General features: G+C 52.8%; 12 protein-coding genes. 5 read left to right on the forward strand and 7 right to left on the reverse strand.

Features of this window, described 5'->3' with window-relative positions; all coding sequences use genetic code 11:
* Positions 1 to 416: 416 nt before the first annotated feature.
* Positions 417 to 3,332, reverse strand: a complete 2,916-nt coding sequence (gcvP, locus tag IMY23_RS15395; RefSeq protein WP_192822948.1) for an aminomethyl-transferring glycine dehydrogenase — start codon at positions 3,330 to 3,332, stop codon at positions 417 to 419.
* 206 nt (positions 3,333 to 3,538) lie between these two features.
* Here gcvP and IMY23_RS15400 point away from each other — a divergent pair, with 206 nt between their 5' ends.
* Positions 3,539 to 4,771, forward strand: a complete 1,233-nt coding sequence (locus IMY23_RS15400; protein WP_192822949.1) for an NAD(P)-dependent oxidoreductase — start codon at positions 3,539 to 3,541, stop codon at positions 4,769 to 4,771.
* Between the two features lie 237 nt (positions 4,772 to 5,008).
* Here the strand turns inward: IMY23_RS15400 and IMY23_RS15405 are convergent, their stop codons facing one another.
* The 4 genes from IMY23_RS15405 to IMY23_RS15420 all read right to left on the reverse strand — a co-directional run bounded on the left by IMY23_RS15405 (position 5,009) and on the right by IMY23_RS15420 (position 7,931).
* The gene (locus tag IMY23_RS15405) at positions 5,009 to 5,233 is read right to left on the reverse strand and encodes a hypothetical protein (RefSeq protein ID WP_192822950.1); all 225 of its coding nucleotides are present in this window, start codon (positions 5,231 to 5,233) and stop codon (positions 5,009 to 5,011) included.
* A gap of 165 nt (positions 5,234 to 5,398) precedes the next feature.
* Positions 5,399 to 5,785 carry a hypothetical protein gene (locus IMY23_RS15410; RefSeq protein WP_192822951.1) on the reverse strand — a complete coding sequence of 129 codons (387 nt, stop codon included), beginning with the start codon at positions 5,783 to 5,785 and terminating at the stop codon, positions 5,399 to 5,401.
* 62 nt (positions 5,786 to 5,847) lie between these two features.
* Positions 5,848 to 6,996 (reverse strand): ribonuclease D, encoded by a 1,149-nt coding sequence (locus tag IMY23_RS15415; RefSeq protein WP_192822952.1) that lies wholly within the window; start codon positions 6,994 to 6,996, stop codon positions 5,848 to 5,850.
* 227 nt (positions 6,997 to 7,223) lie between these two features.
* On the reverse strand, positions 7,224 to 7,931 hold the full coding sequence (locus tag IMY23_RS15420) for an SIMPL domain-containing protein (RefSeq protein WP_192822953.1): 708 nt from the start codon (positions 7,929 to 7,931) through the stop codon (positions 7,224 to 7,226).
* 140 nt (positions 7,932 to 8,071) lie between these two features.
* Here IMY23_RS15420 and IMY23_RS15425 point away from each other — a divergent pair, with 140 nt between their 5' ends.
* From IMY23_RS15425 to IMY23_RS15435, 3 genes are all read left to right on the forward strand, one after another.
* Complete coding sequence (locus IMY23_RS15425; RefSeq protein WP_192822954.1) at positions 8,072 to 9,079, forward strand: hypothetical protein; 1,008 nt, start codon at positions 8,072 to 8,074, stop codon at positions 9,077 to 9,079.
* A gap of 894 nt (positions 9,080 to 9,973) precedes the next feature.
* Positions 9,974 to 10,162: a hypothetical protein gene (locus IMY23_RS15430; protein ID WP_192822955.1), complete on the forward strand. Its 189-nt coding sequence runs from the start codon at positions 9,974 to 9,976 to the stop codon at positions 10,160 to 10,162.
* A 23-nt stretch (positions 10,163 to 10,185) separates the two neighbouring features.
* A complete protein-coding gene (locus tag IMY23_RS15435) occupies positions 10,186 to 10,827 on the forward strand; it encodes a PRC-barrel domain-containing protein (RefSeq protein WP_192823798.1) in 642 nt (213 codons plus the stop codon).
* Between the two features lie 88 nt (positions 10,828 to 10,915).
* On the opposite strand, the gene IMY23_RS15440 is transcribed toward IMY23_RS15435, so the two are convergent.
* Positions 10,916 to 12,013: an MBL fold metallo-hydrolase gene (locus IMY23_RS15440; RefSeq protein ID WP_225986521.1), complete on the reverse strand. Its 1,098-nt coding sequence runs from the start codon at positions 12,011 to 12,013 to the stop codon at positions 10,916 to 10,918.
* A 13-nt stretch (positions 12,014 to 12,026) separates the two neighbouring features.
* Positions 12,027 to 12,269 carry a hypothetical protein gene (locus IMY23_RS15445; RefSeq protein ID WP_192822956.1) on the reverse strand — a complete coding sequence of 81 codons (243 nt, stop codon included), beginning with the start codon at positions 12,267 to 12,269 and terminating at the stop codon, positions 12,027 to 12,029.
* Positions 12,270 to 12,521: 252 nt separating this feature from the next.
* Here IMY23_RS15445 and IMY23_RS15450 point away from each other — a divergent pair, with 252 nt between their 5' ends.
* Complete coding sequence (locus tag IMY23_RS15450; RefSeq protein ID WP_192822957.1) at positions 12,522 to 12,782, forward strand: hypothetical protein; 261 nt, start codon at positions 12,522 to 12,524, stop codon at positions 12,780 to 12,782.
* Positions 12,783 to 12,819: the final 37 nt, after the last annotated feature.

A 12,819-nucleotide genomic window follows, 5' to 3' on the forward strand; every position in this document is an offset into this window, starting at 1 on the left:
CAGAAATGAAGCCAAAAACGCATTTCAGAAACCTAGCGTCGATATTCTGTAACAACGTGTCTCCATGCAACGGCGGCGTCTCTTGATGCAATAACCTAATTCCGGGACATCAACTTGCTTAGAACGGTTTCTGGCAGGAGAGCCTTGACTTGCTGCGTAGCCCCACGTCGTGTCAGTGACACAACGCTACAGACAATACCGCTGGCTCAAAAGACCTCGTAGTGTGCGCAGCTCCTACGAGTGTCTCTGCCGAAAGCTTTACTATAATATCTAAGGCCCTCACCCTAACCCTCTCCCAGGGGGAGAGGGGATTTCTTGGTTCCCATTTTCGGGCTCGTTCCGGAAATGAGCCCGAAAACGGGAAAGGCCTGCGGGGTTTCCGCAGGCCTTTCAAGAAGCATAAAAGTGAAAGAGGTTTACACCGCCTTCATTTCCTGGCCTTGTTCATTATAGGCTTCAATTGGGGCGCAGCTACAAACCAAATTACGGTCGCCGTAGGCGCTGTCTACGCGACTCACGGTTGGCCAGAATTTGGCGGTGCGGGTGTATGCCACGGGGTATACTGCTTTCTCACGGGAATACGGCATGCTCCAGTTATCAGCCAGCGCGATGTGGGCCGGGTGCGGCGCGTTTTTCAACACGTTGTTTTTCTGGTCAGCGGTGCCATTTTCCACTTCTCTGATTTCCTCTCTGATAGAAATCATGGCTTCAATGAAACGGTCCAGTTCTGGTTTGCTTTCGCTTTCCGTGGGCTCTACCATTAGAGTACCCGCCACCGGGAAAGAAACCGTAGGCGCGTGAAAGCCATAGTCCATCAAACGCTTGGCAATGTCTTCTACCTCTACCCCGAATTTCTTGAAGGCGCGGCAGTCTAAGATCATCTCATGGGCGCAACGACCATTGGTTCCTACATAGAGAACAGGATAATGTTCTTCCAGACGCGCTTTAATGTAGTTGGCGTTCAAGATGGCCATTTTGGTTGCCTCAGTTAAACCTTCGCCGCCCATCATGGCAATGTAAGCATAAGAGATAGGCAAGATGCTGGCGCTGCCCCAAGGTGCCGCAGACACGGCATTGATGGCTTCCGGTCTTCCCAAATCTACCACGGCGTGGCCTGGCAGGTACGGCGCCAAATCAGCTACTACGCCAATCGGCCCCACGCCTGGTCCGCCGCCCCCGTGCGGAATGCAGAAGGTTTTGTGCAGGTTCAGGTGACACACATCGGCTCCAATATTTGCCGGCGATGTTAACCCAACCTGGGCATTCATGTTGGCACCGTCCATGTACACACGGCCGCCGTTGTCATGAATAATCTGGCAGATTTCAATGATGCTTTCCTCGTACACGCCGTGCGTAGAAGGGTACGTCACCATTAGGCAGGAGAGATTGTCTTTGTGCTGTTCGGCTTTGGCTTTCAGGTCTTCTACGTCAATGTTTCCGCGCTCATCGCACTTCACAATCACCACTTTCATGCCCGCCATAACCGCAGAGGCTGGGTTAGTGCCGTGTGCCGAAGAAGGAATCAAGGAAATGGTACGGTGGTGGTCGCCGCGGGCTTCATGGTAGGCTCTGATCACCATCAAACCGGCGTATTCGCCTTGGGCACCGGAGTTGGGCTGTAAGCTCATGGCGGCAAAACCAGTAATTTCACACAACCACGCTTCTAAGTCTTCGAAAATCTGAGCATAGCCTTTAGCCTGGTCAGCGGGCGCAAAGGGGTGCAAGGAACCAATCTCTGGCCAGGTCACCGGAATCATTTCAGCGGTGGCGTTCAGTTTCATGGTGCAGGAACCCAACGGAATCATGCCGTGCGTGAGCGAGAAGTCTTTGTTCTCCAGGTACTTCATGTAGCGCAGAATCTCGCTCTCAGAATGGTACTTGTTGAAGACTTCGTGCTGAAGATACTCAGAGGTTCTGATTAAGCCTTCAGGCCAGGTGATGTTGGTTTCCTCCGGTAATTCTTCCAGGGCCAGGCTGTAATTAGATTTGCCCGCCACCTTCGCGAACACCGCCAGAATATCTTTTACTTCGCTCAGGTCTGTGTTCTGGTTCAGAGAAATGCCCACCTGGTTTTCGCCGAAATAACGGAAATTGATTTCTGCCGCCTCAGCTTCCTGACGTAAAGCCTGCTGCAAATCTGCGCTTTCCAGACGAAGATTGAGGGTGTCAAAGTAGTTCTGGTTCAATTGCTCAAAGCCCAAGCCTTTCAATTCTTTTTCCAGAATCTGAGCCAGGCTGTGAATGTTCAGACCAATGTATTTCAAGCGGCGCGGTCCGTGATATACGGCGTACATACCGGCCATTACCGCTAACAACACCTGCGCAGTACAGATGTTAGACGTGGCTTTCTCTCTTCTAATGTGCTGCTCACGCGTCTGCAGAGCCATACGGTAAGCTTTCTGCCCGTTGGCATCAATAGAAACCCCAATGATTCTGCCCGGGATGGAGCGCTTGTAATCATCTTTGGTCGCGAAGAAACCGGCGTGGGGTCCGCCGTAGCCCATGGGCACGCCAAAACGCTGTGAGGAACCCACCACCACATCGGCACCCATTTCACCGGGGGCTTTGAGCAGGGTCAAGCTCAACAAATCAGCGGCCACAGCCACCAACATATCCTGCGCGTGCGCCTGTGAGATGAAGTCTGTGTAGTCAAACACCTCGCCGTTGGCGGCCGGATATTGCACCAGTGCGCCAAACAAAGTGTCATCGTTTAAATTCGCTTCGCGGTGGTCACCGATTACTAGTTCAATGGCTAAAGGCGTGGCACGGGTCAGCAACACATCCAGGGTCTGCGGCAAAACTTCATTGGAGACAAAGTAGCGCATGGCGTTTTTGCGCGAACCTTTGCGCAGCGCAAACTGCAGGTTCATGGCCTCAGCGGCGGCGGTGGCTTCATCCAGCAAAGACGCGTTGGCGATGTCCATGCCGGTCAATTCAATCACCAGGGTCTGGTAGTTGATCAAGGCTTCCAAACGGCCCTGGGCAATCTCAGCTTGGTAGGGCGTGTAGGCAGTGTACCAGCCTGGGTTCTCCAGAATGTTGCGCTGGATAACGGGCGGTAAAATAGTATCATGGTAGCCTAACCCAATGTAGGATTTGAACAGTTTGTTCTGCTTGGCAATGCCCGCGAACTTACGCAGGAAATCGCGCTCGGTCAATGCGGCAGGCAGGTTCAAGGGCTTTTTGAGGCGTATGGCGGCCGGCACGGTTTCATCAATGAGCTGGTCCAAGGAAGACGCGCCAATGGCTTGCAGCATTTCCTGCACTTGCTCTTTCACGGGGCCGTTGTGGCGTTCTTTGAAAATGTCTGCTGGTTTGGTTTTGAAGATCATTAATTATGGGAATTAACGGGTAGAACAGGTCTTTATCCTTGGTTAACAAGCGTTAGCTTCAAATGATTTAACAAAAGTACAGGTTAAAATTTACTAAAGTATGGTTGGGACCTGTAAATTGCGGCCCAGGATTTTGTTGAACCCGTTTTGGGGCTCATTTCTGAAAATGAGCCCCAAAACGCCCCATCATTGAGAGAGAATTACCCATGGAAAAAATAAAGATTGGCGTGCTGCGCGAAGGAAAAGTGCCGATAGACAAACGCGTGCCGCTCAGCCCCAAAAAATGCTTAGAGGTGTTGCAGGCATTCCCCAAGGCGCAGTTGGTGGTACAGCCCAGCCCGGTGCGCTGCTTCACCGACGAGGAATACACCAGCCTGGGCTTGCCGCTGCGCGAAAACCTGGCCAACTGTGACGTGCTCATGGGCGTGAAGGAAGTGCCCATTGACCACCTTATCCCTAACAAAACGTATTTCTTTTTTTCGCACACTATTAAAAAGCAGGCGCATAACCAAAAGCTGCTGCAGGCGGTGCTGGCCAAAAACATCACGCTTATTGATTATGAGTGTATCACCAATGAGCAGGGAGACAGAGTAGTGGCCTTCGGGCGGTGGGCCGGTATTGTGGGCGCGTACAACGGGTTGCTCACCTATGGCCGCAAATGGAACCTGTTCCACCTCAAACCCGCCCATGAGTGCTATGACATGGAAGACATGCTGGAGGAATTCTTCAAGGTGAAAAACCTGCCCGCCATCAAGATTGCCGTAACCGGCGGCGGGCGCGTGGCCAACGGCGCCCTGGAAGTGCTGGAACGCATGAAGTTAAAACAGGTGAGTGTCTTTGACTACCTCTACAAAGAATTCAATGAGCCGGTGTTTGTGCAGCTGCGCTCCTCAGATTACCATGTTCGGCCAGATGTCTCTGTCTGGGACTCCAAAGATTTCTACCAGAACCCGCACCTTTACCAGTCCACGTTTGACAAATTTGCGAAGGTGACAGATTTGCTCATGGGCTGCGCCTACTGGAACCCCGCCGCGCCCGTGCTCTTCACCCCGGAAGACATGCGCCAGCCAGAATTCAAGATCAACACCGTGGCCGACATTACCTGTGACGTGGACGGCTCCATTCCCTGCACCAAGCGCGTGAGCACCATTGCCGACCCGGCCTTTGATTACAACCCAGAAACCGGGGAATTAGCGCCCGCCTACAGCGCTGAGAAGAACATCACCGTCATGGCGGTTGATAACCTGCCCTGCGAACTTCCGCGCAACGCATCGCGTGATTTTGGCCGCCAGTTGATTGACGAGGTGCTGCCGCATCTGGTGAACCAAGACCAGCAGGGCGTGCTGGCGCGCGCCACCATCACCAAAGGCGGTCAACTCACCGAACGGTTCCAATATCTGCAGGATTACGCCTCCGGCGGATTGACGAAACCGGAGTAAGATTCTAAGTATAAAGTTGGAGGTTAATTAGCCTTCGGTGGCAAGAAAAAGCCCTGTGGAAAGATTGTTTCTACAGGGCTTTTTTCATGGATTCGCTTTCCGTTTTAGGGCTCAATTCTGGAAATGAAGCCCAAAACGGAAAATGGCAAAACGTTAAATTACCAGGCATGCACTAACAGAAAGCCCGAACCTGTTTTACCAGATTCGGGCTTTCTGTAATGATACAGATATGATTTACTACTTGATAGAATCTGCTCTGTCGGCCACGCCGTCTTTCACAGGCTCGTCTTTCACAGAAACCGTGTCAGTGGAAGAGAAGGTCTCATCTGCCTCTGTGCTAATTTCATCTGCTGCGCTTTCGGCGGTGTTCTCAGCGTTCTCAGCGGTTTTAGAGTCACAAGACGCAAACCCGAAGGTCAAGGCGACCATGGCGGCTGCGGCTAGATGCGTTACTTTTTTCATAGTGGTAGTTCTTTGGTTTCAGTTGAGAGTTATACGGCATATGGCTCAGAAAGATTAGATGAGCCGCCTCACCCGTGAAGTCCCCAAAGGAAAATGACCTTGGTCCTATAATAACATTCCCCGTTTTCGGCCCCGTTTCCAGAAATGAGCCCGAAAACGGAAATTTTACGCGGGCCGTAGTTGGTCCTGGCGGTACACGCCATCTAGTTTTCGTTTGCCCTGGCGCAGCGCGAAATAGGCGGCGTCTTCTGGCGGGCTCCAGTAAATATCGGTGATTTCGGCTACGGGGCCGTTGGGTTGGCTGGCCGGTTTCACCCACTCCCCGAAGGTGAAAGGCAAGGGCTCCACGTTGGTGAACAGTTCTGGGCGCACTTTGAATTCTTCGTCGCCGTAGCGCAACAGCAACCAACCGTTGATTTCGTCAAATTTCTCAAAAACCTTGTTGTGCGGCTCCAGGGCTTCAAACTCGCGGCGGTTGGCCGGATGAATATGCGCGTACCCATACCCCGGAAACCACGGATACAAACCAAACTCTAAACTTTTCTTGGGCATAGGGAAAGCATGGGTGAGTCAATGAAAAGGTGCCCACCGGAAATATAATAAGGTATCAAAAACTACAGCGTGATGTTCAGTTCCTCTGCGGTGGCCAGAACTATCTCGCGGGCGTATTTTTTGGGAATCACCACTTCGCCGGTTTGGCTATAGTGCGTGATAATGCTTTGGTCCAGCAGCATGGGCGCGGTGTAAGCCCCAACTTTATCTATCAAAGCTTTCAGCACCAACCCAAATTGGTCGCGGCGGGCCTCCGTTTCTGGCGTCTTGAGCCGGGGCGGATATGGGTTAGGCGGCAGACGATGCGGAATTTTGCGTTTGTAGGCCTCCTGGACGGCCCCGTTTACAATGCGTTGCAGTTGCCCCTCATAGCGCTCCTGCTGCACCCGGCCATGAATGCCTTTGGTGTGGTAAAGCCAGTCTTTGATGTCGCCTTCGGGGTTGGTGAGCAGGGCCATGAGTGCGCTGGTATTGATCACTTGGCCCGCCGGGAAGTTCCATTTCTGCGCCAGCTGGTCTCTGAACTCATAAATAGGCAACAAAATGAACTGCTGAAAATACGTGAGCCGCTGCGGAAACTTGATTTTGAGGTGCGGGTCTTCCTGCTCGGTGTAGGTGATTTCCTCCAGCAGTTTCCCTTCTTCCAAAAGCCAGTTCATGCGGCCCAGGCCTTCAATCTTCATGACCATCACTTCCTTTAAAGCATGCAGATAGAGCACGTCTTGGGCGGCGTATTCCAACTGGCGTTTGGTCAAAGGCCGGTGGTTCCAATTGCTCATCTGCTGTGATTTGTCCAGCTTGAGGCCCAGTTCCTCTTCCAGCAACACGCCCAGAGCGGCCTTGGAGTAGTTGAGGATTTTGGCGGCCACGGCGGTGTCAATCACGTTGCGCACCTGGCAGCCCAACATGCTCAACAACATTAAATCATTGTTGGCGTGGTGGAAAATCTTGGTGATGGCCGGGTTCTCCAGCACGTCCCAGAGGGGCTGCAGGTCTTTCACCGGAATAGGGTCAATCAAAAAACAGTCATGCCCGTCTGATATCTGAATCAGGCAAAGCGTGAAGCCGTAGGTGTAATGGTGCTGGTCAAACTCAAGGTCTAGGGCGAGCTCTGGTTTCTGGCTGAGATGGTGGGCCGCCGCTTGCAGCGCCTCGGCCGTCTCTACCACGTGTACCGGTTTTCCCTCCAGAACGAATGCAGGTTCCTTCATAATCTCAAATGTACCCAAAAATCAGGAATTCGCTCCACGTACAAACACGGCACTTGGTTGCCGCTCTTTCAAAATTCGCCAAACATTTTTTACAGCTCGGCTCCTGGAGGGCTATTGTTTCCAAAACGAATAAAAATGAAAAAGCTGTTTTCGGCTTCGTTTCTGGAAACAAAGGCAAAAACAGCTTTCCTGGGCATTATGTTTTAAACCCGTAAAGGGCAGGGATATTATTCCAGAATGAAACTCACGTCAACAGACGAAGTGATGGTGATTTGCCCCAACGCCAAGGTTGAGCCGCCGCCGCTGTCCATGGACAGTTCTTGTCTGGCCATTTTCGCGAACACAGGGCCAGGGGCGTTGGCGCCGCCTTCATTGATTTGGTACGGTCTGCCCACTTTGGCACCCAGTTCAGCGGCTAACATGGTGGCTTTCTGTTTGGCGTCTTGAATGGCTTTCTTGCGGGCTTCGTCCTGGTGCTTTTTCAGTTGCGTACTCTGGAAACTGATGCCGTCCACGCGGTTAGCACCGGCCTTGTACAAGCCTTCCAGCAGCGCGTCAAAGCCCTGCACTTTGGTCAGAATGACGGTGACGGTGCGGTTGGCGAGGTAAAATTGCGGCGTGGTCTGTCCGTATTCACCGTTGTAAATTGGCTGTAAGTAAAGGTAGGCCGTCTGGATGTTTTTTTCTTCCACGCCGCTTTTCTTGAGGTAGGCAATAAGGGCGGCGGTGCGTTGGTCGGCTACCTTGCGGGCCTCTTCCAGGGTTTTCTCGCGCACTTCCACGCCGGTCATAAACGTGATCTGGTCAGGTTGCACTTTCACTTCGCCCTGGCCAGAAACGCTCACCAGCGGCGGGATGGAGCTTTGTTGGGCCATAGTAGAGAAGCTGAGCAAGGCGAAAAAGAACGCAAGGGTGGTGTAGGATAATGCTTTCATAGTGGTCATTGAATAAGGTTCAAACGGGGCAATGCAAGTTCTGTGCCGAATCTGTGCCCAAAAGGGGAACGCCAGGAAACCATGTCTGTTGCCCACCGCAAAAAAGTGTTGCGTATCTTTGCGTTTTCAGCACGTTACTTATGCCTCAGCCCCAAGACCTTACTCTGTTTGACCCTTTTGACGGCATGCGCTTCGGGCGCCACCTGTGTTTTCTGTGCGGTACCACCATTGCCCCAGAGCAGCAGACCACGGTTTTCCCCGATTGGCTGATGGAACAGTACGGTTTCGGGCAGCAGGCCCTGTTGCTGTTGGACCAAAGCCAAGTAGCCTACCAAGACCTCAAGATTCCGTGCTGCGCGAACTGCCAGACCAACGCCTTGGCACCTGTGGAGGAACAGGTACAGAAAGCAGTGTTGAAAGGCGTAGCTGGTCTTCGAGCTTTAGACGAAAAAGTGCTCTTCCAGTGGTTAGGCAAAATGTTTTACGGTACGCTCATCACCGAGCTCATCAAAGAGCAGGATCCCTTGGTGCGCCCCGAGTACGCCGTGAGCGAACAGCCCAAAATGCTCATGAAATTCCAGGCCTTCTACCGGGTGCTGCAGTCGCTGCGGGTGCCCATGGTCTTCGCTGATTTCGTGCCTGCCTCGGTGTTTATTGTAGACGTAGATGCCTCAGCGGAGCCCAATCGGTTTGAATTTAGAGACGAATTGAGCACCATGATGTTCAGTCTGCGGCTGGACAACGCGCTTATTATCTGCTGCCTGCTAGACAATGCCATGATCAAAGACGCCCTGCGCCGCGTATGGGCTGTGCTGGAAACCAAAACCCTGCAACCCATTCAGGCCGCCGAGTTCAGCGCCCGCGTTTTTTACGCCGGCTACCTGCTCAACGTGGTCCCAGATTACCTGCTGCGCTCCGTGAAACCGCAGGATACCCACGTGGTCATGGACACCCTCATTGACGATGTCACTAACGTGATCTTCAACGCCTGGGACAGCAGCGCCTACGCCAAGTTGCTGGCTCTTTCCTGGGCCAAGTGGGGAATTTCCGCCGCGCAAATCTTACAGGATCCCACTGAGCCTCTCAGTTTGCTCTTCACCCCAGAAGGGGAGTTTATAGCGTTTCCGAAGATTCCAGAGGTGAAGTAGAAAAGGCGAAAGCCAAGAAGGTCATCCTGAGCCTGTCGAAGGATCTAAAGAACATTCTTTCTTTGCTTGGGTAGACAGTTCCCTTCGCCGTTGTTGGTGTTATCACCGACAACCCAAGCTGCGGTTCTAACAGTAATTGTGCATGCAGTTTGCCTCCCTTCCAAACCCCCGCTCCATCCTGAGTTCTACAAGACAGCCTTTTCCATAGCCGGGCTCCGAGCGCTCACGGCCGCGAGGCCCCGCCTTCCCCTCTCGCGCTGTACCAGCTTCCTGGCGCCTTCGGCACCCGCCTGCCGGCGACGGAACCTGCTTAGGCGCTCGATGGAAAGCCTGGAAATGGTACAGTTTGAAAGGCAGTCTGCGTTTTGGGCATCAGCAGTGCCGCCTGCTCAAAAGACCTCACAGGTTTTGGAAACCTGTGAGGTCTGCGCCAATTGCGTTTTTGGGCTCTAAATTGGAAATGGAGGCGAAAACACAAGTATCATTTCCTAATAAATATCACTGACGCAAGTTTAGCGCAGCGTAACTTGTGGTTTCCCATCTGGTCAGTTTATCAACTGACGTGAGTTTATAAACTCACAACATGTTTAGCCACAAGTTACGCTGTCGCTAAACTTGCGGCAGAGGTTTTTGTAGAGACCAGGCACCGCCTTGTCTCTACGGTGGAGGACCCGACGAACGCTTGCTCAAAAGACCTCGTAGTGCGCGCAGCTCCTACGAGCGTCTCTGCCATTTGCGTTTTCTCTTCCATTTCCAGTTTAGAGCCCGGAAACGGAAATCAATCTTCCGCCACTTCCGCGCGCACCATCGCAAATTCCTGATTTATAAACCTCTGCTTTTGGGCTGCGTACGTTAGGCTAAATATTATACTCCTAACCTTACCAAACTAAAACTATGGCTGAAATTAACATTGAACCCAAAAAACGCTCCGGCTGGGGCTGGTTGTTGGTGCTGCTGGCCTTGCTGGTCATCGGGTGGCTGGTCTACAAATATGTGCTGAACGCCGATGGCGGTGACCCCGCGGTGACCAACGCGCCTGCTCCCGCCATGATTCTATCCGTGGCCCCTTTTCTTCATTTGTAAACCTTGCATTAACTCAAAACAACATGGCATATTCATCTTCCAACGGACCAGCCCGCCTGACGCCGTTACATGACCTCAAAGATTTTAAAGTAGCTGACCGCAACCTGGACGTTAGAAACTGGGAAGTAATAGGCGCCGACGGCCAACGCCTGGGAAAAGTAGACGACCTCATTGTAGACCGTGAACTCATGAAAGTGCGCTACCTGGACATTGACGTGGACAAAGACCGGTTTCTCCCAGACACAGACGCCCGTCACCTGCTGGTACCCATTGGGGCCGCGCACCTAGACGATGACAACAACCAGGTGTTCCTGGCCAACATTGACCAGAATGCCCTCACGCGCTTTCCGTTTTACCGCGGCGGCGCCGTAGATTCTGATTTGGAATACCGCGTCATGCACGCCTTTACCAAACCCAATGACGCCTACATGGCCCCGGCGGCCACCGCTGCCCCAACCGCAGATTTCTACCAGAACGACCACTTCAATGAAGAACGCTTCTACCAGAAAAACCAAAACAGCGGCATGATGAATGCTGGCGGCGTGAGCGGCGGCGGCGTGCAAGACGATATTGCCACCATTGAACGGCTTAAGCAGATGCTGGACCAGGGCACCATTACCCAAGAGGAGTTCGCGGTGCTCAAGAGAAAGGCCATCGGGTTCTAGTTTTGGCGTCATTTACAGAAATGAGCCCAAAAACAGAAGAGCAAGCCAATCTGGCTTGCTCTTCTGTTTTAAATGGATTTCATAAAAATCACGGGTAATTGTTGGAAGTAGTAGTGGGGTTATGGTCTAAAACCGAGGCATCATGTGACATAGGCACCGCCGTGGCATATTGGTTACTTCTGCTACTGGCTGCGCCGGGCCAGGTGGTTTTAATGCGGGCGTTGGTGGCGTTTTTACGAGGACGGGTGAGCGCGTACGTAGCCAAACCAGCTAAGGCCACCAAACCGGCGGTGGCCAATACCTTAGGAACAGTGTTGCCCACGGGCGGCGGAAGGTGCACAATGCCTCTTCTGTCTGTCACGGCGGCCTCTGGCACGTAACGGCCTTTGTCTGGAATAGCCAACTGGTCAAACAGGCGCGCCAGCTCATCCAGGCCTTGGGCCAGGGCTGTGCCTTGCATGGGCAGGCCGTGGCCGCTGGCGGCAATGGCCGGTCTCAATTGCGCCAGTTTCTGCACCGAAGCCCGAGCCGCGGCCCAGTCTGGCGTGAAATAAGCCGGCGGTCCGCAGACTTCCTGTTTCTGGGTCAAGACGGCCAACGCAGATTCTGGTTTTCTGGTCACAAAGGCATCGCCGGCAATGAGCACGCGGTCATGTTCTCTAAAGAAAGACACGTGCCCCGGAGAGTGGCCCGGCGTCTCCAGCCATTTCCATTCTGGCATGAACGGCACAGACCCGTCTGAGGGCAACAACTCCAGCCGTCCTCTGAACGTGATGGGTTTTTTGGGGTACATGAATGACAGGTACGCCATGCCGCCGCCGCCCACGCTGGAATCTGGTGGTGGGTAGCTGGACAGACCAGTGAGGTACGGTAACTCCAGCGGGTGCACGTACACGGGCGCTTGCCAGATATCAGCTAAAGTTTGCAGGGCGCCCACGTGGTCAAAATGCCCGTGCGTGAGCAAAATAGCCTTAGGCGGATTGTCTTTCCCGAACCGTTCTTCGGCGGCCTTGCGTATTTTATCGGCGGAGCCGTACAGGCCAGCGTCTATGAGTACCCATGATTTGTCTGGGTTTTCAATGAAGAACAGGTTCACAAACACTATTTCCATGCCCAGAATGCCGGGCGCTACTTGAAAGCAGTTCTTCTGCTTTTGCTTGAGAATGGATGTTATTTGGTCTTGCATAGGGCTGGTTTGCTTAGCTGTCTAATCTGCCAAAAACGCTCATCTCATCATCTGTGTCATGGCGGGAATTCTGGTCGCCGTCTGTGGCCTTGCCACCTTGTCCGCCCTGGCTGTTGCCCGGCTGCTGCCCGCCCTGCTGGGCGCTGGCGTTTCCTTTGGCCTCGGCGCCCGGTTCTTCTGAGGTTTGCTTCAGGTCATCGGCAGACTGTTTGCCTTTTAGTTTTTCTTCCTCGTTGTATTTGTTGTCGGTGCTCATATAGGTAAATGGTTAGGTAGAAGATAAGTATGAACCGGCTGGGCGGTTTTTGTGTGTACGAAGAAGGGGGAAAGAGGGTGTCTTGGGTCGTAAAAAATCTGGGGTGCCGTTGCACTTCTCAAAAAAGTTGTCTATACTAGTCCACACGTAGCCAGAAAGCCCTTTCAGTTCTTGGCGAGATTTTTGCACTACCGGAGAGAGGTGACTGAAGGGCCGCCGGAATTTTTCTCAACCGCTTATCGTTTATAAGACATGGTAAATCTGATTTTTCCTCCCAGCTATATGAGCGTGTATGCCAAGTGCATTGATGCTACTTTGCCTAGCTTTGAACCCGACGAATGGATTGAAGAAGGCCACGTGTACACCGTGAAACATTTCACTGAACCCTTGAACCTGGAAGAGGGCATGGCCCTGACCATTATTGACGAAGAAGGCGAAGAGATTCACCCCTCGCCGTCGCACTGGAGTTTTTCTTCCAGCCGGTTTGAGCTGTTCTCCATTTTCCTGAACTAAGCGTTTTCCTGCTCATTTTCAGAAATGAGCCCTAAAA

Source organism: Rufibacter sp. LB8 (assembly GCF_014876185.1).
Taxonomy (GTDB): Bacteria; Bacteroidota; Bacteroidia; order Cytophagales; family Hymenobacteraceae; genus Nibribacter.

Excerpts from the sequence above, each read along its gene's own strand:
- gcvP (WP_192822948.1), bottom strand. The coding sequence starts at position 3,332 with ATGATCTTCAAAACCAAACCAGCAGACATTTTCAAAGAACGCCACAAC.
- IMY23_RS15400 (WP_192822949.1), top strand. The coding sequence starts at position 3,539 with ATGGAAAAAATAAAGATTGGCGTGCTGCGCGAAGGAAAAGTGCCGATA.
- IMY23_RS15405 (WP_192822950.1), bottom strand. The coding sequence starts at position 5,233 with ATGAAAAAAGTAACGCATCTAGCCGCAGCCGCCATGGTCGCCTTGACC.
- IMY23_RS15410 (WP_192822951.1), bottom strand. The coding sequence starts at position 5,785 with ATGCCCAAGAAAAGTTTAGAGTTTGGTTTGTATCCGTGGTTTCCGGGG.
- IMY23_RS15415 (WP_192822952.1), bottom strand. The coding sequence starts at position 6,996 with ATGAAGGAACCTGCATTCGTTCTGGAGGGAAAACCGGTACACGTGGTA.
- IMY23_RS15420 (WP_192822953.1), bottom strand. The coding sequence starts at position 7,931 with ATGAAAGCATTATCCTACACCACCCTTGCGTTCTTTTTCGCCTTGCTC.
- IMY23_RS15425 (WP_192822954.1), top strand. The coding sequence starts at position 8,072 with ATGCCTCAGCCCCAAGACCTTACTCTGTTTGACCCTTTTGACGGCATG.
- IMY23_RS15430 (WP_192822955.1), top strand. The coding sequence starts at position 9,974 with ATGGCTGAAATTAACATTGAACCCAAAAAACGCTCCGGCTGGGGCTGG.
- IMY23_RS15435 (WP_192823798.1), top strand. The coding sequence starts at position 10,186 with ATGGCATATTCATCTTCCAACGGACCAGCCCGCCTGACGCCGTTACAT.
- IMY23_RS15440 (WP_225986521.1), bottom strand. The coding sequence starts at position 12,013 with ATGCAAGACCAAATAACATCCATTCTCAAGCAAAAGCAGAAGAACTGC.
- IMY23_RS15445 (WP_192822956.1), bottom strand. The coding sequence starts at position 12,269 with ATGAGCACCGACAACAAATACAACGAGGAAGAAAAACTAAAAGGCAAA.
- IMY23_RS15450 (WP_192822957.1), top strand. The coding sequence starts at position 12,522 with ATGGTAAATCTGATTTTTCCTCCCAGCTATATGAGCGTGTATGCCAAG.